This window comes from Streptomyces sp. 4F14 (genome assembly GCF_048159485.1).
In the GTDB taxonomy this organism is placed as follows: Bacteria; Actinomycetota; Actinomycetes; order Streptomycetales; family Streptomycetaceae; genus Streptomyces.
Window position 1 is genome coordinate 66,775 of sequence record NZ_JBLRVY010000036.1, and the last position, 20,730, is coordinate 87,504.

The following is a 20,730-nucleotide window of genomic DNA, read 5'->3' on the forward strand; positions in this document are numbered from 1 at the left end:
GTGGTCCCCCAAGGTCTGACGATCTGACTAGCGCCATCTTGCCCGACATCCCTGTGCCGCAGCCCCCGATCCGGACCGGGGTGCACCTATTGTGACGGTATGTCTGATGACGAGTCGTACGAGCTGCTCGGGTTCGACAACGTGCTGCTGCCGGTCGGGGACCTCGCCGAGGCGGTGGGGTTCTACGAGCGCGCCGGGTTCGCGGTGGGGTTCCGTTTCGACGAGGGCGGGATCGCGCTGCTGAAGGTGGGGCGGGAGACGCCGGGGATCCTGCTGCGGGAGGAGGCGGCGCTCGGGCACAGGCCGCCGCCGTGGGGGTGCACGCGCGTGTGGATGGAGGTGCCGGACGCGCGGGCTGCGGCGCGGCGGCTGACGGCGGCGGGGGTCACGCCGATCGACGAGCCGGCGTCCGTGGCGACGGGCTGGACGGTGGAGATCGCCGACCCCTGGGGCAACGTCCTCGGCTTCACGGACTACACGAAGCGCCCGGAGCTGGCGAGGCGCTGAGACGCCGGGCCCCCTGCCCCGCCCTCGGACTCCCCACCATGTTGAACACGTTCAAAAACAGGTCTACAGTCATCCACGACAGCGTTTTGAACGCGTTCAAGAAAGTGGTGGGGACATGGACCGCACAGTCATCGCATACGTCGTCTACCTGGCCGTCAGCATCGCGCTGACCGTCTGGGTCGCCCGGACCCTCAGCCGCAACGGCCGGATCTTCCTCGCCGACGTCCTGCGCGGCGACGAGAAGCTCGCCGACGCGGTCAACCACCTCCTGGTGGTCGGCTTCTACCTCGTCAACCTCGGCTTCGTCGCCCTCTACCTGAGCGGCGACGACGCCCTCGCGAACACCCGCGAGATCTTCGAGGCCCTGTCGACGAAGCTCGGCGTGGTCCTGCTGGTCCTCGGCGCGATGCACCTGGGCAACGTGTACGTCCTCAGCCGCATCCGGCGCCGGGGCATGCTGGAGCGCGAGCAGGTGCCGCCGGTCGCCCCGCGCGCGTGGGTCGCGCCGACGAAGCCGGCCCAGGCGTGAGCGCCGAGACCGACGCCGCCGACCGGGACGCCGTACGCGTCCCGGTCCGCCGGCTGACCGTCCTGTACGACGCGGAGTGCGGCCTGTGCCGCGCGCTCAGCGCCTGGCTGGCCCGCCAGCCCCAACTGGTCCCCCTGGACCTCGTCCCGGCCGCCTCCGACGCCGCCCGCGCCCTCTTCCCCGGCCTCGACCACGGCCTCACCCTCGCCGAGGTCACCGTCGTCGGCGACAGCGGCCAGCTCTACCGGGGCGCCGACGCCTGGGTCGTCGTCCTGTGGGCGCTGCGCGAGCACCGGGCCCTCGCGCACCGGCTCAGCACACCGTCCGGGGCGCGGCTCGCCCGCACGGCGCTGCTCACCGTCGCGCGCGTGCGCGAGGCCGGGTGGGGCGGGGACGCGTACACGCGCGGCGACGGGTGGGCCTACGACCCCGCGCACGGGTGGGAGTACGCCTGTGACAGCGGCTCCTGCCCCACTGACTAGGCTCGCGACCGTGTCCGCGAACAACGACGGCCCCGCCGCAGCGCCCAGCAAGTCCGAACAGACCCGCGCCCTCATCCTGGAGACCGCCATGCGGCTCTTCCAGGAGCGCGGGTACGACAAGACGACCATGCGGGCCATCGCCCAGGAGGCCGGGGTCTCCGTCGGCAACGCCTACTACTACTTCGCCGGCAAGGAACACCTCATCCAGGGGTTCTACGACCGTCTCGCCGCCGAGCACCGCGCCGCCGTCCGCCCCCTCCTCGCCCGCGAGACCGACTTCGAGGCCCGCCTCGCCGGGGTCCTGCGCCTGTGGCTCGACCTCGCGACGCCGTACCACGAGTTCGCGGTCCAGTTCTTCAAGAACGCGGCAGACCCCGACAGCCCCCTCAGCCCCTTCTCCCCCGAATCGGAGCACGCGCGCGAGGAAGCGATCTCGGTCCACCGAGAGATCCTCCGGGGCGCCACGAAAACAAAGGTCGCGGACGACCTCAAGGACGTCCTCCCCGAACTGATGTGGCTCTCCCAGATGGGCCTGGTCCTCTACTGGATCTTCGACCGCACAGAAAACCGCGAACGCAGCTACCGCCTGGCGGAACGGGGCGCCCGCCTCACCGCACGCGGGGTGGCACTGTCCCGCTTCCGGGTGCTGCGCCCCCTGGTGAGGGAGGTCCACGAACTGTTCACGGACTTCCTGCCGGGGATGACGAGGATGCTGCCGGATCCGGGAGACAAGAGGGGCAGGAGGGAGGAAAAGTGACCACTGCTAACAACTCCGTTGCTCCAAGCAGTGTTCCCGACCTCTCCCTGGTGACCGCCGACATCGACAGCCACCTGATCGCGAACAACTGCTACGCCCCCTCCTGCTTCCGGCTCGTCCTGGAGGCCACCTCCCGGAACTGGCGGACCGACCTGCACGCCAAGGTCGCCGCGTACGCCGCCGGGGACACGTACGCGAACCACCGCGTACACGCCCCCGGCGAGACGGTCGCCGTACTCGAAGTCACCCTCGACGTCGGCCTGATCCCCGAAGCCGGGCGCCCCAGGTCCGCTAGCTGACCGCGTCCACCTCCCCCTCCCGCAGCTCCACGTCCTGCACCACCGGCCCCTCCCCCACGCTCACGTGCCGCGCGGACGACCCGTACGCGGGTGCGGTGACCGCCAGGAGGTACGTCCCCGGCGCCGGGACCGCGAGGACGTACGAACCGTCTGCCAGGGTGACGACGTGGTCGAGTTGGCGGCCTCCGCCGGAGGACAGGAGGGTGACCGCGGCGCCGGCGACGGCGGAACCCTCCGGGTCGCGGACGAAGCCGTGGACGACGGAGGCGGGGCCGTTCTCAGCCGGTTCGCGCGGCTCCTCCTGGGGTTCCACCGCCAGGTGCGGCAGGCGTTTGTCGAGCCACGCCGGGAGCCACCAGTTCGACGTACCCAGGAGGTGCATGGCCGCCGGGACGAGGGCCGTGCGCAGGATGAACGCGTCCAGGGCGACCGCGACCGCGAGGCCGACGCCCGCCATCGCCGCCCCGGCGTCCCCGCTCAGGACGAACGCGAGGAACACGCACACCATGATGAGCGCGGCGGAGTTGATGACGCGGGAGGTCTCGGCGAGGCCGACGCGTACCGCGCGCGCGTTGTCGCGGGTGTGGACCCACTCCTCGTGCATGCGGCTGACGAGGAAGACCTGGTAGTCCATCGACAGGCCGAACAGCAAGGACAGCATGATGACCGGCAGGAACGCGTTGATCGGCCCCTCCTTGCCGAGCCCCAGAAGCTCAAGCCCCCAGCCCCACTGGAAGATCGCCACCAGCACGCCGAACGAGGCAGCGGCGGCGACGAGGTTCATGACGGCCGCCGTCAGCGGCACGACCAGCGACCGGAACGCCACCAGGAGCAGCAGGAACCCGAGCCCGATGATCGTCGCGACGAACAGCGGCAGCCGGTCGCCGGTGACGGTCGCGAAGTCCTTCGACACGGCCGTCACACCGCCCACGTGCGCCTGCGCGCCCGCCTGCGGGATGACGCGGTCGCGCAGGGTGTCGATCAGCTCGTCGGTCTCCCGGGACTGCGGGGACGTCGTGGGCACGACCTGGACGACGGTGACCCCGCCGGCCGGCGGCAGCGCGGCGACCCGCGCGACGCCCTCGGTCGCCTGGATGCCCCGCACGAGCGCGGCCGTGTCACCGCCCTCGGCGACGACCTGGAGGGGCCCGTTGAAGCCGGGCCCGAAGCCCTCGGCGAGGAGGTCGTACGCCTGGCGGGTCGTCGTGGACGTGTCGTCGTTGCCCTGGTCGGTGGCGCCGAGCCGCAGCGAGAGCACGGGCAGCGCGAGGACGACCATGACGGCGAGGGCGAGCGCGGCGATGGACCTGGGCTTGCGCTGCACCTGCGCGGACCAGCGGACGGCGGGCCCGCTCGTCCCCTCCGGTTCGGGCCCGGCGGCGGCGAGCCGGCGCCGCTGCCCACGGCTGAGCACGCGCGGCCCGAGGAAGCCGAGGAGCGCGGGCAGCAGGGTCGTCGCGGCGAGGACGCTGAGGACGACCGTCAGGGACGTACCGATGACGACGCCGTCGAGGAAGCGCAGGTTGGTGACGAGCATCCCGGCGAGCGCGATGCAGACGGTACCGCCCGCGAACAGGACGGCGCGGCCCGAGGTGTTGAGGGCGGTGACGGCCGCCTCCTCGGGGTCGAGGCCGCGCAGGACGCCCTTGCGGTGGCGGGTGACGATGAACAGGGCGTAGTCGATGCCGACGCCGAGGCCGATGAGGGAGGCCAGCAGGGGCGCCAGGTCGGGGATGTCCGTGGTGTGGCTGAGGAGCTGCGTGCCGAACAGGCCCATGCCGACGCCGAAGACCGCGATGGCGATCGGCAGGAGCATCGAGAAGAGCGAGCCGAACGCGAGGAACAGGACGACGGCCGCCGCGGCGAGCCCGATCATCTCGGCGAGGCCCGTGGGCGGCTCCTGGACGCGCTGGATCGCCTGGCCCCCCAGCTCGACCCGCAGACCGCCCTGTTCGGCCTTCTGAGAGGCGTCCACGACCTTCTCGATGAGGTCCTTGGGCACCTCGTTGGCCTGCTTGGTGAACGTCACCTGCGCGTAGGCGATCGTCCCGTCGCGGCTGATCTGCGCCGCCCCGCCCGCGCCCGCGTACGGCCCGGCGACGTCCCCGACGCCGTCCATCGCCGCGATCTCCTTCAGCGCGGGCTCGATGCGCTGCCGTACGGCGTCGTCGCGGACGCTGCCGGTCTCGGTCTTCCACACGATGGTGTCGGTGTCGCCCGCGCGCGCGGGGAACGCCTTCTCCATCAGGTCGTACGCCTTCTTGGAGTCCGTGTCCGGGAGCGAGAAGACGTTCGCATAGTTCGTTCCGGCCGCCGAGGCCGTGAACCCCATGCCGAACAGTGCCCCCACCCACAGCAACAGGACCACCAGCCGGTGCCGGTAGCACCAGCGTGCCAATGCCGCCACGCTTCAACTCCTCTTCGTATCCGGTCAGTTCGGTTGGTCCCCCAGGTCCTGGAGGACAGCATCGACAGGAGCGGACGCGGCTGGACATCGACTGGGCATGACTCTCAAGGAACTCCAAAGTCAAACCCCGTACGCGCGTGCGGGGCGGCGCCGATACTGGGGGCATGACGACGGCCCCTGGCACCGTGCTGGTCGTGGAGGACGAGCCGAGCATCGCTGACGTCCTCGCCATCGCGCTGCGCTTCCACGGCTTCGAGGTGATGGTCGCGGGCACGGTCCGCGAGGCCCTCGCGCTCGCCGGCCGTACCAGCCCCGACGTGGCGCTCCTGGACGTGATGCTCCCGGACGGCGACGGCCGCGCCCTGGGCCGCGAACTGCGCGCCCGGCGCGCGGACCTGGCGATCGTGTTCCTGACGGCGCGGGACTCGCCCGCCGAGATCGTCGGCGCGCTCGGCTTCGGCGACGACTACATCACCAAGCCGTTCGACATCGACGTCGTCATAGCGCGCATCGGCGCGGTCCTCAGGCGTACGCGCGCGGAGGACGTCCTCACCCAGCGCCCGCCGCTGCGCTACGGCGACCTGGAGCTCGACGAGACGACGTACAGCGTGCACCGCGCGGGGCGCACGGTGGAGCTGACGCCGACCGAGTACGCGCTGCTGCGGTTCCTGGTGCGCAACGGCGGCCGGGTCGTCCCCAAGGAGCAACTCCTGCGCCACGTCTGGCAGTACGAGCACACGCCGCCCGAGTCGACGGTCGTCGAGACGTACATCAGCTACCTGCGGCGCAAGCTGGCCGCCCTGGGGCCGCCGGTGATCACCACGCGGCGCGGGGTCGGGTACGGGCTGGCGTGATGGGCCTCCCGCGCGCGTGGGCGATGCGTTCCCTGCGGGTGAAGCTGACGCTGGCGAACGTCGCGCTGCTCGCCCTCGGGATCACCGCCGCGACGGCCGTGAGCCTGATGGCGATGCGGCACTACCTGATCGGGCAGATCGACTCCGGGCTGACCAAGACGCGCTCCTCGCTGGAGAGTTCGCGGCTCACCCTGCGGGACGTCGACTCGCTGACCGTCCTCGCGTTCATCATCGACCAGGGGCTGCCCGAGGCGGAGCGCGAACAGTCCGCGCCGGACTCGGTGTTCGTCGCCGTCGACGCCGAAGGGACCGCGCTCCCGATCTTCGGCATCGCGCCGACCGACGTGCAGACGGGGTTCGCGAAGGCGGTCGGTACGCCCGCCGCGCTCGTACGGCACAGCTCCCCGCAGGACGTCGACCTGCACGGCACCCCCTACCGGGCGACGGCGACACTGCTGCGGGACGGTACGTACGTCCTGATGGGGACCTCCACCGACCGGCTGCACAAGGGGATGGCGAAGGCGCTGCGGGCCGATCTCGCCGTCGGGACGCTGCTGCTCGCGCTGCTGGCGTGTCTGACGCTGTTCAACGTGCGGCGGCGGATGCGGCCCCTGGAGGACATGGTCGAGACGTCGTCGGCGATAGCGGAGGGCGATCTGACGCGCCGGGTGCCGTCCAACTGCGACGCCACGCAGGAGGTCGAGCAGCTGCGGCTGGCCCTCAACTCGATGCTGCACCAGGTGGAGACGGCGTACCGCACGCGCGAGCGCAGCGCCGCCCAGCTCCGGTCCTTCGTCGCGGACGCCTCCCACGAGCTGCGCACCCCGCTGGCGGCGATCCGGGGCTATCTCCAGCTCTACGACAAGGGGATGCTGCGCGAGGAGGAGGAGCGGCGGCGCTCCTGGGACCGGATGAACGCCGAGGTCGACCGGATGGGGCGGCTGGTGGACGAACTCCTCACGCTGGCCCGCCTCGACCAGCACCCGGAACTGCGGCTGCGGCCCGTCGACGTGACGCGGCTGGTGCGGGACGCGGCGCAGGACCTGCGCGCGCAGCAGCCGGCCCGCCCGGTCACCGTGGACGCCTCGGGCACGCTGCTTCTACAGGCCGACGAGTCGGGGCTGCGGCAGATCCTCGGCAACCTCGTCGCGAACGTCCGCACGCACACGCCGCCGGACGTGCCGGTGCACCTCTCCGCGCGGCGCGCGGGCGACCGGATCACCCTCGCGGTCGCCGACCAGGGACCCGGGCTCACCGAGGAGAACGCGGCCCGCGTCTTCGACCGGTTCTTCCGCACCGGCAGCGCGGCGGGCAGCGGCCTCGGGCTCGCGATCGTCCAGCGCGCGGTGGAGGCCCACAACGGGACGATCAGTGTGCGGACGGCGCCCGGGGAGGGGCTGACGGCGACGGTGGAGCTGCCCGAGCGGCCGGGGTGCTCCTGAAACGGCTGACGGCACCCCGGAGTTCCCGGGGTGCCGTCAGAGTTCCCGCTGGAGCTAGATCCAGTTCAGGCTCCACAGCCGGAACACGCCGTTGCCGTCCGCGAGGTACTGGCTGCCGCCGACGTCCTCGGTGGCGACGACGTACTCCTTGCGCTGCCACAGAGGGATGACGGGGGCGTCCTGGGCGACGTCGTCCTGGAGGCGGCGGAAGTCGTCGGAGACGCGGCTGCGGTCGGCGTACTGCTGGCTGTCGCGGATGAGCTTGTCGACGGCCTTGCTGCTGTAGCCGGTGTTCATCGTGGAGTCGGTGCCGACGAGGGGCGCGGCGAAGGTATCGGCGTCCGGGTAGTCGGCGACCCAGCCGACGGGGTACGCGTCGAGCTTGCCGGCGACCCACTGCTTCTGGAAGTCGGTCCACTCGAACGCCTTGACGTCCAGCTTGAACAGGCCGCCCGTCTCCAGCTGGGCCTTCAGCGCGGCGGCCTCCTGCTCGGCGACACCCCGCTTGCCGTAGCCGTAGGTGATCGTGACGGGCGTGGAGACGCCGGCGGCCTGGAGGAGGGCCTTGGCCTTGTCGACGTCCGGCTTGGGGTAGGCGTCGAAGAACGACGTGGCGTGGCCGGTGATGCCGGTCGGGATCAGCGAGTACAGCGGGTCGACGGTGCCGTCGTACACGGTCGTCGCGAGCTGCTCGCGGTTGATCAGCCAGGCGGCCGCCCTGCGCACGCGCGCGTCGTGCAGCGGGGAACCCGCGCGGGTGTTGAAGTACAGGTTGCGGGTCTCGGAGCTCTCCGCCTCGGTGACCCGCTGGTCGGGGTCGCTGGCGTTGAGGGAGGCGAGCATCTTCGGCGGGAGCTGGCGGGTGGCGACGGAGACGTCCTTCGCCTTCCAGGCGCTCTCCAGCTGCGCGGAGTCCTTGTAGTACTTCAGCTCGACGGGTTCGCCGGTCTTGAAGGCGCCCTTGTAGTCGGCGTTGGGCTTGAGGTCGATCCGCTGGTCCTTGGTGTACCCGGAGATCGTGTACGGGCCGGTGCCGTCGACGCTGTCGCCCGTACGGAGCTTGTTCTCGGGGTACTTGGTGCTGTCGACGATCGAGCCGACGCCGGTCGCCAGCTTGAACGGGAACGTCGCGTCGGCGAACGCCAGGTGGAAGGTGACGGTGTCGCCCTCCGTGTCGACCGACTTGAGGGTGGACAGCAGCGGCGCGGGACCGACCTCGGAGTTGATCTTCTTGATGCGGTCGATCGAGTACTTGACGTCCTTCGCGGTGACCTTGCGCCCGCTCGGGAACTTCAGGTCGTCGCGCAGCTCGCACGCGTACGTCGTCAGCCCGCCGCCCTGGAAGGCGCAGCTCTTGGCCGCGTCCGGGACGGGCTGGACGCCGCCCGGCGCGAAGGTCAGCAGCGACTGGTAGACGTTGCTGTACAGCGCCCAGGAGCCCGAGTCGTACGAGCCCGCCGGGTCGAGGGACGTGACCGAGTCGGTCGTGCCGACCACGATGGCCTTGCCGTCGCCGCCGTCCGACGGCAGCAGCTGCCAGCCGCCCACGCCGACGGCGGCCAGTACGGCGACCGCCGCGATGATCCGCATGCGAACAGATCGCATGGTGGTGCCCTGCCTCCCCAGGCCCCGTGTACGGGCCCAGCCTTGCGAAAAAGAGGCCACTCCCCTGAATGGCCGGCTCACCTAATCACACACGGTTTCGCCCAGGGAAGGTTAATCGGATGAGATGAGAGAGAACTTACCCGAACAGTTGTTTCGGTCCGGTTTCACAGTTCCCTCACAGCTCTGGGGGGTTCATGCCTTCAGGGACGCCAGCTCGATCACGGTGACGTCGGACGGCGCCCCCACGCGCGTGGGCGGCCCCCACGCGCCCGCGCCGTTGGAGACGTACAGCTGCGTGTCGTCGTACCGCTCCAGGCCCGAGACGGTCGGGTTCGCGGCCTGCGCGAAGTACTTGCCCGGCCAGAGCTGGCCGCCGTGCGTGTGGCCGGAGAGCTGGAGGTCGACGCCGTGGTCCACCGCGTCGTGGATCTGCACGGGCTGGTGGGCGAGGAGGACGGCCGTCCGCGCGCGGTCGCGGTCGCCGAGCGCCTTCGTGAAGTCCGGGCCCTGGCCCTCGCTCTCGCCCGCGATGTCGTTGACCCCGGCGAGGTCGAACCAGGGGAGTTCGGTGCGCTCGTTCTGGAGGGGGCGCAGGCCTAGGCGCCGGACCTCCTCGACCCACTGCTCGGCGCCGGAGAAGTACTCGTGGTTGCCGGTGACGAAGAACTGCCCGTGCCTGGCCCGGAGTTGAGCGAGGGGCGCCGCCGCCGGGCCGAGGTCCTTCACGCTGCCGTCCACCAGGTCGCCGACCACCGCGATCAGGTCGGGCTGGGTGCCGTTGATCGTGTCGACGACCTTCTGCGCGAAGCCCCGGCCCAGGACCGGGCTGAGGTGGATGTCGCTGACGACCGCGATCCGGTAGCCGTGCGCCGCGCGCGGGAGCTTCGCGAGGGGGACCGTGACGCGTTTCACCCTCGGGCCGCGCAGGACGCCGTAGGTGCCGTAGCCGACGGTGCCGACGGCGGCGGTGGCCGCGGCGCCGGCGACGACGCGGGAGACGAAGAGGCGGCGGGTGGGGGTGGCGAGGGGGGTGGTGGTGACGGGGGCGGGTTCGGCGGCGGTGGGCTCGGCGGGCGCGGCGAGGGAAGTGGTGGTGGCCGGGTCGGCGGGAGCCTGGGCGGCGGCGGGTTCGGGGGTCTTGCGGGGACCCTCGGACACCGACGCCTCCTGCGGGGCCTCAGTGGCCTGCGCGGTGTCCGGTGCTGCCGGGACCTCGGAGAGGGTGCGTACGGGCTCCTGAGGGGCCTTCACGGGCCCGGGAGCGGCATCCGTGACCCGCCTCGCCGCCCACCGCTCCAGGAACAGCCGCAGCAGCGGTCGTACGGCCTCGCCCGCCAGGACCGCGAGCAGCAGGTACATCGCCAGCGCCAGCCACAGGAAGCCCGGCCAGGCCAGGACCCGCTGGAGCCAGAACGGCGCACCCGTGCGCTCGGCCGCCAGAGCCGAGATCGCGAGGACCCAGCCGGCCCCGATCAGCACCGCGCCCGCGCGCCGCACCCACCCGGGGCCCCGGGTCGTGTCGCGGAACAGCCGGCGCCACAGGTACCAGTTGCCGGTCACCAGGACGGCCAGCGCGAGCGCGCCGAAGACGATCACCATGACGGTCGTAAACCCCTTGCTCCCACGGCCACTTGACCCGCTCGATCCGCTACGACGCCGCGCGCAGCGCGCGCAGGGAACGCAACCCGATGAGCCCGATGGCCGTCCCCAATACGAAGGACACGACCGCGAGCGTCAGGTGCACCCAGAAGTAGGCCGTGGGATGTCCGTCGTCGAACGCCAGGCCGCTGCCGTCTTTGATCAGATTCTTTACGAAAGTGACCCAGATGACCCACGACCAGACCCCGAAGGCGAGCAGGAACCACGACAGGGGGCGGGTGAGCTTCATGCGCCCAGTATCGCCGTCGGGTGTCCGGTTCCCGGAGGCGGGTGGGGAGCGCGCTGGGACTTCCCCCGGGGCTGCGGGTACGTTCGGCGTCGTGCCCGCACCCATGAAACGGGCCGTCAGGCGAACCCTGACGGTCACCGCCGCCACGCTCGCGACCGCCTCGCTGACCGCGCCCCTCGCCGTCGCCGCGCCCAAGCCCTCCCCCTCGCCGACCCCCACCGTGACGCCGCCCGCGCGGATGTCCACCGTCGGGGGTGCGCGGCTCGGGCTGCCCGGGACGCAGGCCGACCTCGCGGGCGGGGCGCCCGTGCTGCCCAAGGACATCACCGCGCGGTCCTGGATCGTCGCGGACGCGGAGACGGGGGACGTGCTCGCGGCGCACAACGCGCACTGGCGGCTGCCGCCGGCCAGCACGATGAAGATGCTGTTCGCGGACACGGTCCTGCCGCGCTTCCCGAAGACGACGCAGCACAAGGTGACGGCCGCCGAGCTGGCCGGCATGGGGGCGGGTTCCAGCCTCGTCGGGATAAAGGAGAACGAGACCTACTCCGTCCACGACCTGTGGCTCGGGGTCTTCCTGCGGTCCGGGAACGACGCGGTGCGCGTCCTGTCCGCCATGAACGGCGGCGTCCCCGCGACCGTGGCCGAGATGAACGCGCACGCGGAGGAGCTCCAGGCGCTCGACACGAGCGTCGTCTCTCCCGACGGGTACGACGCGCCCGGGCAGGTGTCGTCCGCCTACGACCTCACCCTCATCGCGCGCTCCGGGCTCCAGAAGAAGGACTTCCGGGAGTACGCCTCGACGGTTCGCGCCAAGTTCCCCGGCCAGACCAAGAAGGACGCGAAGACCGGCAAGACCTCCCGGACGCCCTTCGAGATCCAGAACACCAACCGGCTCCTCAGCGGGGACTACGACATCGCGCAGTACCCCGGTATCGCGGGCGTCAAGAACGGCAACACCACCAACGCGGGCGCGACCTTCACGGGCGTCGCCGAACGGGCGGGCCGCGTCCTCCTGGTCACGGTCATGAACCCCGCCAAGGAAGACCACAACGAGGTCTACAAGGAGACCGCCGCCCTCCTCGACTGGGGCTTCCAGGCGGCCGGCAAGACCCGCCCCATCGGCGAACTCGTCCCCCCGAGGAACGCGGCCCCCCAGCCCGGCGCCACCAACTCCGCGTCCCCTGAGACGACAGGCCAGGCGGGCGGCGCGGGCAACGCCTCGGGCGCCCCCGTCGCCGCGAAGTCCACGACGGACGGTTCGAGCGGCATGGGTACGGCGCTGGCCATCGCGGGCGGGGTGCTGGTGCTGCTCGCCGGGGGTGTGTTTCTGGTCAACCGCAGGTGGCCTTCGGGGAGGGCCGCACGCGCGGGAGAGGCAGCGGGCGAGAAGCCGGAGGAGACGCCGGGGAGCTGAGGCACGGGCGCGCGGGACTGCTGACGTCGGCTCGCGCGCGGGGGCATGCGGTTCGGTTTCGGTGAGGTTCCTCGTACCCGCGCGCGGGAGCAAGGCCGGACACCCCCGCTCAGCACCCCCTCACGCCTCCCCCTCCCCCTTCCTCCCCGTAGCCGTCCAGGCCGCGCAGTACAGCACCAGCTTCGCCGTCAGGTTGATCCACAGCAGCAGCGCGACGGGGACCCCGAAGGCGCCGTACATGGTCTTCGTGGCGACGCCCTGGAGGTAGCCGCTCAGGACGAGCTTGAGGAGTTCGAAGCCGATCGCTCCGAGGAGGGCCGCCTGGAGGAGTCGGCGGCGGGGCGGGTCGGCGCCGGGGAGGAGGGTGAGGACGTACAGGAGGAGCAGGAAGTCGGCGAGGACGGCCACCGCGAACGCGGCCACGCGCAGGAGGGCACTGCCCCAGCCCTGTTCGTCGAGGCCGAGCGCGTCGGCGATACGGCCCACCGCCCAGGTCGCGACCGTGGACGCCGCGAAGGTGACCAGGACCGCGCCGCCGAAGCCGACGAGGACTCCCGCGTCCTTGGCCTTGATCAGGACGGGGTTGCCGTCGTCGTCGGGGAGTTCCCAGACCGCCCGCAGACAGTCCCGTATCTGCGTGACCCAGCCGAGGCCGGTGAACAGCAGCACGGCACCGGCGATGAGCCCGACCGTGCCGGCGTTCTGGACGAGGGACGCGACGTCGAGCTGCCCGGAGATGCCGGGGACCTGGTCGGCGATGCGGTCCTCAAGACGTTTCTGCTGGTCACCACTGAGCGTGGCGGCCGTCACCGCCGCGGCCAGTGTCAGCAACGGGAACAGCGAGACGAAGCTGACGAACGTCATCGCGGCGGCGAGCCGCGTCCACTTCACCTTGTCGAGCAGCTCGTACGACCGCCACGCGTGCGTACGCGCCAGCCGCACGGCGAGCGGCCCGACGACGGGGAGCTTCTTCAGCCAGTCCATGATCCGAACTCTGCCTCACCGGGGGCCGGACACCCCTGGTCCGGGTTCCCCGGAACGTCGGTTCTTCACCAATGCGCCACCGCGAGCCCGTACATGGCGATCCACGCGACGCCGATCAGCGCGAGCGCGCGGTCACCGAGGACGACCTCCTCGGGCTCCCCGGCGCTCCCCCGGTCCGCGAAGACGGCGTACCGCAGCACCGCCAGGATGAACGCGACCATCGAGAGTTGACGCCACGGCACCGCACTCGCGTGCGCGCCGCCCTCCAGGGCCCACAGGCAGTACCCGAGGACGGCGACCCCGGCGGCGAGCTGCCACACGAAGCGGAGGTACCCGGTCGTGTACTCGGTGAGCAGCGCGCGCGTGGCGCCCGGCGTGCCGGTCATCTGGACGGCCTCGGAGTAGCGCTTGGCGGCGACCATGAACAGCGCCCCGAAGCCGGTGGTGATGAGGAACCAGCGGGAGAGGGGGATGCCGAGGGCGAGTCCTCCGGCGGTGGCGCGCATCAGGAACCCGGTCGAGACGACCACGAGGTCGACGACGAGGACGTGCTTGAGGCTGACGCAGTACGCGAGCTGCATGGCGACGTACGCCGCCAGGAGGGCCGCGACGCCGGGGGCGGAGACGTGGAGGGCCAGGAGGGGGCCGGAGGCCGCGAGAAGGGCGCCCACGGCGTAGGCGAGGGGTACGGGGACCTGTCCGGCGGCGACGGGGCGGTGGCGTTTCGTGGGGTGGGCCCGGTCCGCGTCGGCGTCGCGCGCGTCGTTGACCAGATAGACGGCCGCCGCGCAGGCGGTGAACAGGGCGAAGACGAGGGCGAGTTGACCGGCGGCGTGCCAGGACGGCAGCCGTCCGGCGGCGGCCGGCGCGGCGACGACGAGGACGTTCTTGATCCACTGTTTGGGCCGGGCGGTCAGCAGAAGACCGAGGAGCACCCCGCGCGCGGGTGTCGGCGCAGGCGGCCGTCCCCCACACGTGCGCTGCTCGTGGAGAGCCGTCTGCGTCATCCGGGAACGCCCCGCACCCACCGCGCCCCCACGCGCGCGGTGACGACGCCGAGCACCGCCCCCGCCACGACGTCCGACGGATAGTGCACGCCGACGACCAGCCGGGACACGCACATCGCGACGGCCGCGGGGGCGACGGCGTACGCGCCGAGCGCCCCGTACGCGTACGCGGCAGCGGCGGCGGACGTCGCGTGGGAGCTGGGGAAGGAGTGCCGCCCGGCGGTGCGGACCAGCGGGCGTACATGGGACGGCCTGGGCCGCCGTACGGCGTGTTTCGCGCCGATGCTCAGCGCGTGCGCGCCCGCGCAGAGTGCCGTCGCGCGCAGCCAGGCGCCGCGCCGGCCGGGGTCGAGGGCCGCGCCGGCGAGGCCCGCCGCGATCCACACGGCCCCGTGTTCGCCGGCCCACGACAGGGCGCGCGCGGTGGCGGCGACCCGGGGATCCGCCGCGCGCGCGTGGAGCGCGGTGAGCAGGCGCCGGTCGTAGCTCTCGTCGGTCTCGTCCATATCAGCCCACTGTTCACGCCCGAACGGCCGCAGGACCGGCAATATTGGGCGAAATCCCATTTATCACCCATTTCGGGGAGGGGATTTGATGTTGACGAGGTTTCCGGACAAATAGGGACGCTACGGTCACCGGCATGGCTGCCGAGACCGTTTCCGTGACCGGATGGGGCCGCACCGCCCCCTCAACGGCCCGTCTGATCCGCCCAGGGACCTACGAGGAGGCCGTGGAGGCCGTCCGGGGTGCGGGAGCCCGGGGCGGCATCCCCAGGGGCCTGGGGCGGGCGTACGGCGACGCGGCGCAGAACGCGGGCGGCGCCGTCCTCGACATGACCGGCCTCGACCGGGTCCACGCGATCGACGCCGCCGAGGGCATCGTCCTGTGCGACGCGGGCGTCTCCCTGCACCGCCTGATGGAGGTCCTGCTCCCGCTGGGCTGGTTCGTGCCGGTCACCCCGGGGACCCGGTACGTCACCGTCGGCGGCGCGATCGGCGCGGACATCCACGGCAAGAACCACCACGCGTCCGGCTCCTTCGCGCGCCACGTCCCGTCGTTCGAGCTGCTCACCGCCGACGGCACGATCCGTACCGTCCGCCAGGGCACGCCCCTGTTCGACGCGACCGCCGGGGGCATGGGCCTGACCGGCGTCATCCTCACCGCGCGCGTGCGCCTGCAACGCGTCGAGACGTCCCTGATGGCCGTCGACACGCAGCGCGCGGCCGACCTCGACGACCTGATGGCCCGGCTGACCGAGGGCGACCGGCACCACCGGTACTCCGTCGCCTGGATCGACCTCCTCGCGCGCGGGGCGTCGACCGGGCGGGCCGTCCTCACGCGCGGGGACCACGCTCCGCTGGACGCGCTGCCTCCGAGACAGCGGCGGGCCCCCCTGGCCTTCCGGCCCGGTGTCCTCCCCGCCGCCCCCTCCTTCGTCCCCGGCGGCCTGCTCACCCGCACGACGGTCGGCCTCTTCAACGAGCTCTGGTACCGGCGTGCCCCCCGCGCGCGTGCCGGTGAGCTCCAGCGGATCCCGGCGTTCTTCCACCCCCTGGACGGCGTCCCGCACTGGAACCGGGTCTACGGGCGGGGCGGCTTCGTGCAGTACCAGTTCGTCGTCGGACACGGCCAGGAGGAGGCGCTGCGGCGGATCGTCCACCGCATCTCCGAACGCCGCTGCCCGTCCTTCCTGGCCGTCCTCAAGCGGTTCGGCGAGGGCGACCCCGGCTGGCTCTCCTTCCCCCGCCCCGGCTGGACCCTCGCCCTCGACATCCCGGCCGCCCTGCCCGGCCTCGCCGCCTTCCTGGACGAGCTGGACGAGGAGGTCGCGGGGGCGGGCGGGCGCGTCTACCTCGCCAAGGACGCGCGGCTGCGGCCGGACCTCCTCGCGGCGATGTACCCGCGCGTGGACGACTTCCGCGAGCTGCGGGCGCGGTTGGACCCGCGCGGGGTGTTCGTCTCGGACCTCGCGCGGCGGCTGAGCCTCTGAGGACACGGCCGTGGAAAGCCGCCGCGCATGACGCCGAGCAAGCCTCCAGAACCCCGCGAAAGGCGCCGCCAAAGGCCCCGAGAAGCCCCGCCGGCCCAAGAAACCCACCCCGCCCGCTAGGAGCCCCGTGAAAGACGCCTTCGGCCTCCCCCAGTCCCTCCTGATCCTCGGCGGCACCTCCGAGATCGCCCTCGCCACCGCGCGCCGCCTGATCGCCCGCCGCGCGCGTACGGTGTGGCTCGCCGGGCGCCCCTCCCCCGGGCTGGAGGCCGCCGCCGACAGCCTGCGCGCACTCGGTGCCGACGTCCGGACCGTCCCCTTCGACGCCCTCGACGCCGAGTCCCACGAGACGGTCCTCGGGAAGGTCTTCGCGGAGGGCGACATCGACGTCGTGCTGCTCGCGTTCGGGGTGCTCGGGGACCAGGCGCACGACGAGCGCGAGCCCCTCGCCGCCGCGCGCGTCGCGCAGACGAACTACACCGGCGCCGTCTCCTCGGGCCTGGTCGCCGCCCGCGCGCTCCAGACGCAGGGCCACGGCTCCCTGGTGGTCCTCTCCTCCGTCGCCGGGGAACGCGCCCGCCGCGCGAACTTCATCTACGGCTCCAGCAAGGCGGGCCTCGACGCGTTCGCGCAGGGCCTGGGCGACGCGCTGCACGGGACGGGCGTCCACGTCATGGTCGTACGCCCCGGCTTCGTCCGTACGCGGATGACGGCGGGCCTGCCGGAAGCCCCCCTGGCCACCACCCCCGAGGCGGTCGCGACGGCGATCGAGGCGGGGCTGCGGCGGCGGGCGGAGACGGTGTGGGTGCCGGGGGTGCTGCGGGTGGTGATGTCGGCGCTGCGGCATGTGCCGCGCGGGGTGTTCCGCAGGCTGCCTGTCTAGAGGCTGGGGACCGAGTCCACCGGCGCCGACGCCTGCGGCGGGACGACCGGGCTGCCGAACGGGTACTCCCGCAGCTTGCTCCACACCCCGTCCGGTCCCTGCGCGTAGAGCGCGAAGCCGGTGCAGGACCACTCGGCCTCGTACCCGGCCAGTTCCTCGTAGGCGCGGTCCATCGCGGCGTCGTCGATGCCGTGGGCGACCGTCACGTGCGGGTGGTAGGGGAACAGCAGCTCGCGCGCGAGCGGGCCCGACGCGTCCCTGACCTGCTGCTGGAGCCGGGCGCACGGCTCGGCGCCCTCGACGACCCGCACGAACACGACCGGCGAGAGCGGGCGGAACGTACCCGTCCCCGACAGCCGCATCGGGAACGGCCGGCCCGCGCGGGCGACGTCCGTCAGATGCGCCTGTACGGCCGGCAGCGCGTCGCCGTCGACCTCCGTCGGCGGCAGCAGCGTGACGTGCGTGGGGATGCCGTGCGCGGCGGCGTCCCCGAAGCCCGTGCGCAGCTCCTGGAGCAGGCTGCCGTGAGGCTCCGGGACCGCGATCGACACGCCGATCGTTACGGTCCCCACGTCGTCTCCTGTCATCTGGTGTCCGGCGGTTCGGCTATCGACTGTACGGCCACGGTCGGCGTGTGGGCAGGCGCAGCCGTAGTGATGTGCAGCGCTCTTCCCCGGCGGACGCCGGGGAGTGTTCGTACGGCGGTGCGCCCTCGGTGCCCGCTCAGTGCTTCGCGGGCAGGAAGCCGACCCGGTCGTACGTGTTCGCCAGGGTCTCGGCGGCCACGGAGCGCGCCTTCTCCGCGCCCTTCGCGAGGATCGCGTCCAGCGTCTCCGGGTCGTCCAGGTACTGCTGGGTGCGCTCCCTGAACGGGGTCACGAAATCTACGACGACGTCCGCGAGGTCCGTCTTGAGGGCGCCGTACATCTTGCCCTCGTACTCCGCCTCCAGCTCGGCGACCGTCTTGCCGGTCAGCGTCGAGTAGATCGTCAGGAGGTTGCTGACGCCCGGCTTGTTCTCCGGGTCGTAGCGGACGACCGTGTCGGTGTCCGTGACCGCGCTCTTGACCTTCTTCGCGGTCGCCTTCGGGTCGTCGAGGAGGTTGATGAGGCCCTTCGGCGTCGACGCCGACTTGCTCATCTTGACCGCCGGGTCCTGAAGGTCGTAGATCTTCGCCGTCTCCTTGAGGATGTACGGCTTCGGGATCGTGAACGTCTCCCCGAAACGGCCGTTGAAACGCTCCGCGAGGTCCCGGGTCAGCTCGATGTGCTGGCGCTGGTCCTCGCCGACCGGCACCTCGTTCGCCTGGTACAGCAGGATGTCCGCGACCTGGAGGATCGGGTACGTGAACAGGCCGACCGTCGCGCTGTCCGCGCCCTGCCGCGCCGACTTGTCCTTGAACTGCGTCATCCGCGACGCCTCGCCGAAGCCCGTCAGGCAGTTCATCACCCACCCGAGCTGCGCGTGCTCCGGGACGTGGCTCTGCACGAACAGCGTGCACCGCTCCGGGTCGAGCCCCGCCGCCAGCAACTGGGCGGTCGCCAGCCGGGTGTTCGCCCGCAGCTCCGCCGGGTCCTGCGGGACCGTGATCGCGTGCAGGTCGACGACCATGTAGAACGCGTCATGCGACTCCTGCAACGCCACCCACTGGCGCACCGCGCCGAGGTAGTTGCCGAGGTGGAACGAGCCGGCGGTGGGCTGGATGCCGGAGAGCACACGGGGACGAACAGAGGCCATGGGGGCATTGTCTCAGGTCCCGGGGGGAGGTTCGGAACGGGTCACGCCCGATGTGGCGATGCTCGCCGACGGAGGGCCGGGCGGCGGGCCGACGTGGAGCCGGACCGCCGCAGGACGAACCCCGGCGGGAGTTGACCGAGCTGTGAGCCGCGGTCAGCCCAGGTCGACTTCCGGGTACAGGGGGAAGCCCTGGACCAGGTCCGTCGCGCGCTGGGCGATCTCCTCGGAGACCTTCGTGTCCAGGACGTGCGCCGCCTTGGAGACCGCGCCGGACTTGGTCCTGCCCTGCTCGGTCGCCGTGAGGACGCGGTCGATGAGGCCCGCGACCTCGTCCATCTCGGACGTGCCGAGACCGCGCGTCGTGAGGGCGGGCGTGCCGATGCGGACGCCGGAGGTGTACCAGGCGCCGTTCGGGTCCGCCGGGATCGCGTTGCGGTTGGTGACGATGCCGGAGTTGAGGAGGGCCGCTTCCGCCTGGCGGCCCGTGAGGCCGTACGAGGTGGAGACGTCGATGAGGTTGAGGTGGTTGTCCGTGCCGCCCGTGACCAGGGTCGCGCCGCGTCGCATCAGGCCCTCCGCGAGGGCGCGGGAGTTCTCGACGATCTTCTGGGCGTAGATCTGGAAGGAGGGCAGGCGGGCCTCCGCCAACGCCACCGCCTTGGCCGCCATGACGTGCGGGAGCGGGCCGCCGAGGACCATCGGGCAGCCCCGGTCGACCTGGTCCTTGAGGGAGTCGTCGCACAGGACCATGCCGCCGCGCGGGCCGCGCAGGGACTTGTGGGTGGTCGTCGTGACGATCTGGGCGTGCGGGACCGGATCGAAGTCGCCGGTGAGGACCTTGCCCGCGACGAGACCGGCGAAGTGCGCCATGTCGACCATGAGCGTCGCGCCGACCTCGTCCGCGATCTCGCGCATGATCCGGAAGTTCACCAGCCGCGGGTACGCGGAGTACCCGGCGACCAGGATCAGCGGCTTGAACTCACGCGCCTGGGCGCGCAGCGCGTCGTAGTCGATGAGGCCGGTCGCGGGGTCCGTGCCGTACGAGCGCTGGTCGAACATCTTGCCGGAGATGTTGGGGCGGAAACCGTGGGTGAGGTGGCCGCCCGCGTCGAGGGACATGCCCAGCATGCGCTGGTTGCCGAAAGCCTGGCGCAGTTCGGCCCAGTCCGCCTCGGAGAGGTCGTTGATCTGGCGGACGCCGGTCTTCTCCAGGAACGGCGCCTCGACGCGGTCGGCGAGGACGGCCCAGAAGGCGACGAGGTTGGCGTCGATCCCGGAGTGCGGCTGGACGTACGCGTGCCGCGCCCCGAACAGCTCGCAGGCGTGCTCGGCGGCCAGCGACTCGACCGTGTCGACGTTGCGGCACCCGGCGTAGAAGCGGCGCCCGACCGTGCCCTCCGCGTACTTGTCGCTGAACCAGTTCCCCATCGCCAGGAGCGTCGCCGGAGACGCGTAGTTCTCGGACGCGATCAGCTTGAGCATCTCGCGCTGGTCGGCGACCTCCTGGCCGATCGCGTCGGCGACGCGCGGCTCGACCTCGCGGATCACGTCGAGGGCGGCGCGGAAAGCGGTGGACTGGGTGGACTGGGGCTCGGACATGAGACCTCCGGACGTAGGACTACGGCGTTCGGCGTTCAGGTTCGGCCCAGGCGCACGGCACTCGGTCACTCCGGGCCGCTCCCCGATGGTCGGTCCCATCCCAGCGCGCCAGTCACGGCCCTCGGTCAGCCTACCCGGTGGCCTCGATCCGCCACCGGCCCACGTCCCGGTACGCGGAGTCGTACACGGTGCTGCCGTCGCCGGGTTCCAGCTCGTAGTGGTGGAGGTTGCCGCCCCAGTAGCGCAGGATCCGCCCGAGTTCCTCGACGGGGCGTTCGGGGTCGACGGAGACTTCGAGCACGAATTTCGCGGTCGTCATGCCTTCTATCGTTTCATTGAGGTG

The 20,730-nt window shown here is 71.9% G+C and carries 21 protein-coding genes and 1 riboswitch; of the genes, 10 read left to right on the plus strand and 11 right to left on the minus strand.

Going from position 1 to position 20,730, the window contains the following annotated elements:
- Positions 1 to 99: 99 nt before the first annotated feature.
- From ACLZOT_RS42415 to ACLZOT_RS42435, 5 genes are all read left to right on the plus strand, one after another.
- Positions 100 to 507, plus strand: coding sequence for a VOC family protein (locus ACLZOT_RS42415; RefSeq protein ID WP_416974563.1), 408 nt, complete (start codon positions 100 to 102; stop codon positions 505 to 507).
- Positions 508 to 622: 115 nt separating this feature from the next.
- A complete protein-coding gene (locus ACLZOT_RS42420; protein WP_416974564.1) occupies positions 623 to 1,036 on the plus strand; it encodes a hypothetical protein in 414 nt (137 codons plus the stop codon).
- Positions 1,033 to 1,518: a thiol-disulfide oxidoreductase DCC family protein gene (locus ACLZOT_RS42425; RefSeq protein ID WP_416974565.1), complete on the plus strand. Its 486-nt coding sequence runs from the start codon at positions 1,033 to 1,035 to the stop codon at positions 1,516 to 1,518. The genes ACLZOT_RS42420 and ACLZOT_RS42425 overlap by 4 nt, the downstream gene beginning before the upstream one ends.
- Positions 1,519 to 1,528: 10 nt before the next feature.
- Positions 1,529 to 2,275 (plus strand): TetR family transcriptional regulator, encoded by a 747-nt coding sequence (locus tag ACLZOT_RS42430; RefSeq protein ID WP_416974566.1) that lies wholly within the window; start codon positions 1,529 to 1,531, stop codon positions 2,273 to 2,275.
- On the plus strand, positions 2,272 to 2,574 hold the full coding sequence (locus tag ACLZOT_RS42435; protein ID WP_416974567.1) for a hypothetical protein: 303 nt from the start codon (positions 2,272 to 2,274) through the stop codon (positions 2,572 to 2,574). The genes ACLZOT_RS42430 and ACLZOT_RS42435 overlap by 4 nt, the downstream gene beginning before the upstream one ends.
- Here the strand turns inward: ACLZOT_RS42435 and ACLZOT_RS42440 are convergent.
- The gene (locus tag ACLZOT_RS42440) at positions 2,567 to 4,972 is read right to left on the minus strand and encodes an MMPL family transporter (RefSeq protein ID WP_416974611.1); all 2,406 of its coding nucleotides are present in this window, start codon (positions 4,970 to 4,972) and stop codon (positions 2,567 to 2,569) included. The genes ACLZOT_RS42435 and ACLZOT_RS42440 overlap by 8 nt on opposite strands.
- Positions 4,973 to 5,145: 173 nt before the next feature.
- On the opposite strand from ACLZOT_RS42440, the gene ACLZOT_RS42445 reads away from it, so the two are divergent.
- Positions 5,146 to 5,835 carry a response regulator transcription factor gene (locus ACLZOT_RS42445; RefSeq protein ID WP_416974568.1) on the plus strand — a complete coding sequence of 230 codons (690 nt, stop codon included), beginning with the start codon at positions 5,146 to 5,148 and terminating at the stop codon, positions 5,833 to 5,835.
- On the plus strand, positions 5,835 to 7,277 hold the full coding sequence (locus tag ACLZOT_RS42450; protein WP_416974569.1) for an ATP-binding protein: 1,443 nt from the start codon (positions 5,835 to 5,837) through the stop codon (positions 7,275 to 7,277). Before ACLZOT_RS42445 ends, ACLZOT_RS42450 begins: the two co-directional genes overlap by 1 nt.
- A gap of 54 nt (positions 7,278 to 7,331) precedes the next feature.
- Here the strand turns inward: ACLZOT_RS42450 and ACLZOT_RS42455 are convergent, their stop codons facing one another.
- From ACLZOT_RS42455 to ACLZOT_RS42465, 3 genes are all read right to left on the minus strand, one after another.
- The gene (locus ACLZOT_RS42455) at positions 7,332 to 8,882 is read right to left on the minus strand and encodes an ABC transporter substrate-binding protein (RefSeq protein ID WP_416974570.1); all 1,551 of its coding nucleotides are present in this window, start codon (positions 8,880 to 8,882) and stop codon (positions 7,332 to 7,334) included.
- Positions 8,883 to 9,074: 192 nt separating this feature from the next.
- Positions 9,075 to 10,481, minus strand: coding sequence for a metallophosphoesterase (locus ACLZOT_RS42460; protein ID WP_416974571.1), 1,407 nt, complete (start codon positions 10,479 to 10,481; stop codon positions 9,075 to 9,077).
- Positions 10,482 to 10,530: 49 nt separating this feature from the next.
- The gene (locus tag ACLZOT_RS42465; protein ID WP_416974572.1) at positions 10,531 to 10,770 is read right to left on the minus strand and encodes an SCO4848 family membrane protein; all 240 of its coding nucleotides are present in this window, start codon (positions 10,768 to 10,770) and stop codon (positions 10,531 to 10,533) included.
- A gap of 91 nt (positions 10,771 to 10,861) precedes the next feature.
- On the opposite strand from ACLZOT_RS42465, the gene ACLZOT_RS42470 reads away from it, so the two are divergent.
- The gene (locus tag ACLZOT_RS42470; protein ID WP_416974573.1) at positions 10,862 to 12,187 is read left to right on the plus strand and encodes a D-alanyl-D-alanine carboxypeptidase family protein; all 1,326 of its coding nucleotides are present in this window, start codon (positions 10,862 to 10,864) and stop codon (positions 12,185 to 12,187) included.
- Between the two features lie 120 nt (positions 12,188 to 12,307).
- On the opposite strand, the gene ACLZOT_RS42475 is transcribed toward ACLZOT_RS42470, so the two are convergent.
- The 3 genes from ACLZOT_RS42475 to ACLZOT_RS42485 form a co-directional block, all read right to left on the minus strand.
- Positions 12,308 to 13,171, minus strand: a complete 864-nt coding sequence (locus ACLZOT_RS42475) for a YihY/virulence factor BrkB family protein (protein ID WP_416974574.1) — start codon at positions 13,169 to 13,171, stop codon at positions 12,308 to 12,310.
- 65 nt (positions 13,172 to 13,236) lie between these two features.
- Positions 13,237 to 14,178 carry a decaprenyl-phosphate phosphoribosyltransferase gene (locus ACLZOT_RS42480; RefSeq protein WP_416974575.1) on the minus strand — a complete coding sequence of 314 codons (942 nt, stop codon included), beginning with the start codon at positions 14,176 to 14,178 and terminating at the stop codon, positions 13,237 to 13,239.
- Complete coding sequence (locus ACLZOT_RS42485; RefSeq protein WP_416974576.1) at positions 14,175 to 14,684, minus strand: phosphatase PAP2 family protein; 510 nt, start codon at positions 14,682 to 14,684, stop codon at positions 14,175 to 14,177. The genes ACLZOT_RS42480 and ACLZOT_RS42485 overlap by 4 nt, the downstream gene beginning before the upstream one ends.
- Before the next feature lie 134 nt (positions 14,685 to 14,818).
- Here ACLZOT_RS42485 and ACLZOT_RS42490 point away from each other — a divergent pair, with 134 nt between their 5' ends.
- Positions 14,819 to 16,168 (plus strand): FAD-binding protein, encoded by a 1,350-nt coding sequence (locus tag ACLZOT_RS42490; RefSeq protein ID WP_416974577.1) that lies wholly within the window; start codon positions 14,819 to 14,821, stop codon positions 16,166 to 16,168.
- A 127-nt stretch (positions 16,169 to 16,295) separates the two neighbouring features.
- Entirely contained in the window at positions 16,296 to 17,051 is a 756-nt protein-coding gene (locus tag ACLZOT_RS42495) for a decaprenylphospho-beta-D-erythro-pentofuranosid-2-ulose 2-reductase (protein WP_416974578.1), read from the plus strand.
- On the opposite strand, the gene ACLZOT_RS42500 is transcribed toward ACLZOT_RS42495, so the two are convergent.
- The 4 genes from ACLZOT_RS42500 to ACLZOT_RS42515 form a co-directional block, all read right to left on the minus strand.
- A complete protein-coding gene (locus ACLZOT_RS42500; RefSeq protein ID WP_416974579.1) occupies positions 17,048 to 17,623 on the minus strand; it encodes a 2'-5' RNA ligase family protein in 576 nt (191 codons plus the stop codon). The genes ACLZOT_RS42495 and ACLZOT_RS42500 overlap by 4 nt on opposite strands.
- A 151-nt stretch (positions 17,624 to 17,774) precedes the next feature.
- Entirely contained in the window at positions 17,775 to 18,788 is a 1,014-nt protein-coding gene (gene trpS / locus ACLZOT_RS42505) for a tryptophan--tRNA ligase (protein WP_416974580.1), read from the minus strand.
- A 153-nt stretch (positions 18,789 to 18,941) separates the two neighbouring features.
- On the minus strand, positions 18,942 to 20,387 hold the full coding sequence (locus ACLZOT_RS42510; protein ID WP_416974581.1) for a glycine hydroxymethyltransferase: 1,446 nt from the start codon (positions 20,385 to 20,387) through the stop codon (positions 18,942 to 18,944).
- Positions 20,388 to 20,424: 37 nt separating this feature from the next.
- Positions 20,425 to 20,513: riboswitch (ZMP/ZTP riboswitch) on the minus strand.
- A gap of 4 nt (positions 20,514 to 20,517) precedes the next feature.
- The gene (locus ACLZOT_RS42515; RefSeq protein WP_416974582.1) at positions 20,518 to 20,706 is read right to left on the minus strand and encodes a hypothetical protein; all 189 of its coding nucleotides are present in this window, start codon (positions 20,704 to 20,706) and stop codon (positions 20,518 to 20,520) included.
- Between the last annotated feature and the right edge of the window lie 24 nt (positions 20,707 to 20,730).

Excerpts from the sequence above, each read along its gene's own strand:
- ACLZOT_RS42415 (WP_416974563.1), top strand. The coding sequence starts at position 100 with ATGTCTGATGACGAGTCGTACGAGCTGCTCGGGTTCGACAACGTGCTG.
- ACLZOT_RS42465 (WP_416974572.1), bottom strand. The coding sequence starts at position 10,770 with ATGAAGCTCACCCGCCCCCTGTCGTGGTTCCTGCTCGCCTTCGGGGTC.
- ACLZOT_RS42445 (WP_416974568.1), top strand. The coding sequence starts at position 5,146 with ATGACGACGGCCCCTGGCACCGTGCTGGTCGTGGAGGACGAGCCGAGC.
- ACLZOT_RS42485 (WP_416974576.1), bottom strand. The coding sequence starts at position 14,684 with ATGGACGAGACCGACGAGAGCTACGACCGGCGCCTGCTCACCGCGCTC.
- ACLZOT_RS42460 (WP_416974571.1), bottom strand. The coding sequence starts at position 10,481 with ATGGTGATCGTCTTCGGCGCGCTCGCGCTGGCCGTCCTGGTGACCGGC.
- ACLZOT_RS42510 (WP_416974581.1), bottom strand. The coding sequence starts at position 20,387 with ATGTCCGAGCCCCAGTCCACCCAGTCCACCGCTTTCCGCGCCGCCCTC.
- ACLZOT_RS42455 (WP_416974570.1), bottom strand. The coding sequence starts at position 8,882 with ATGCGATCTGTTCGCATGCGGATCATCGCGGCGGTCGCCGTACTGGCC.
- trpS (WP_416974580.1), bottom strand. The coding sequence starts at position 18,788 with ATGGCCTCTGTTCGTCCCCGTGTGCTCTCCGGCATCCAGCCCACCGCC.
- ACLZOT_RS42480 (WP_416974575.1), bottom strand. The coding sequence starts at position 14,178 with ATGACGCAGACGGCTCTCCACGAGCAGCGCACGTGTGGGGGACGGCCG.
- ACLZOT_RS42450 (WP_416974569.1), top strand. The coding sequence starts at position 5,835 with ATGGGCCTCCCGCGCGCGTGGGCGATGCGTTCCCTGCGGGTGAAGCTG.
- ACLZOT_RS42420 (WP_416974564.1), top strand. The coding sequence starts at position 623 with ATGGACCGCACAGTCATCGCATACGTCGTCTACCTGGCCGTCAGCATC.
- ACLZOT_RS42515 (WP_416974582.1), bottom strand. The coding sequence starts at position 20,706 with ATGACGACCGCGAAATTCGTGCTCGAAGTCTCCGTCGACCCCGAACGC.
- ACLZOT_RS42475 (WP_416974574.1), bottom strand. The coding sequence starts at position 13,171 with ATGGACTGGCTGAAGAAGCTCCCCGTCGTCGGGCCGCTCGCCGTGCGG.
- ACLZOT_RS42490 (WP_416974577.1), top strand. The coding sequence starts at position 14,819 with ATGGCTGCCGAGACCGTTTCCGTGACCGGATGGGGCCGCACCGCCCCC.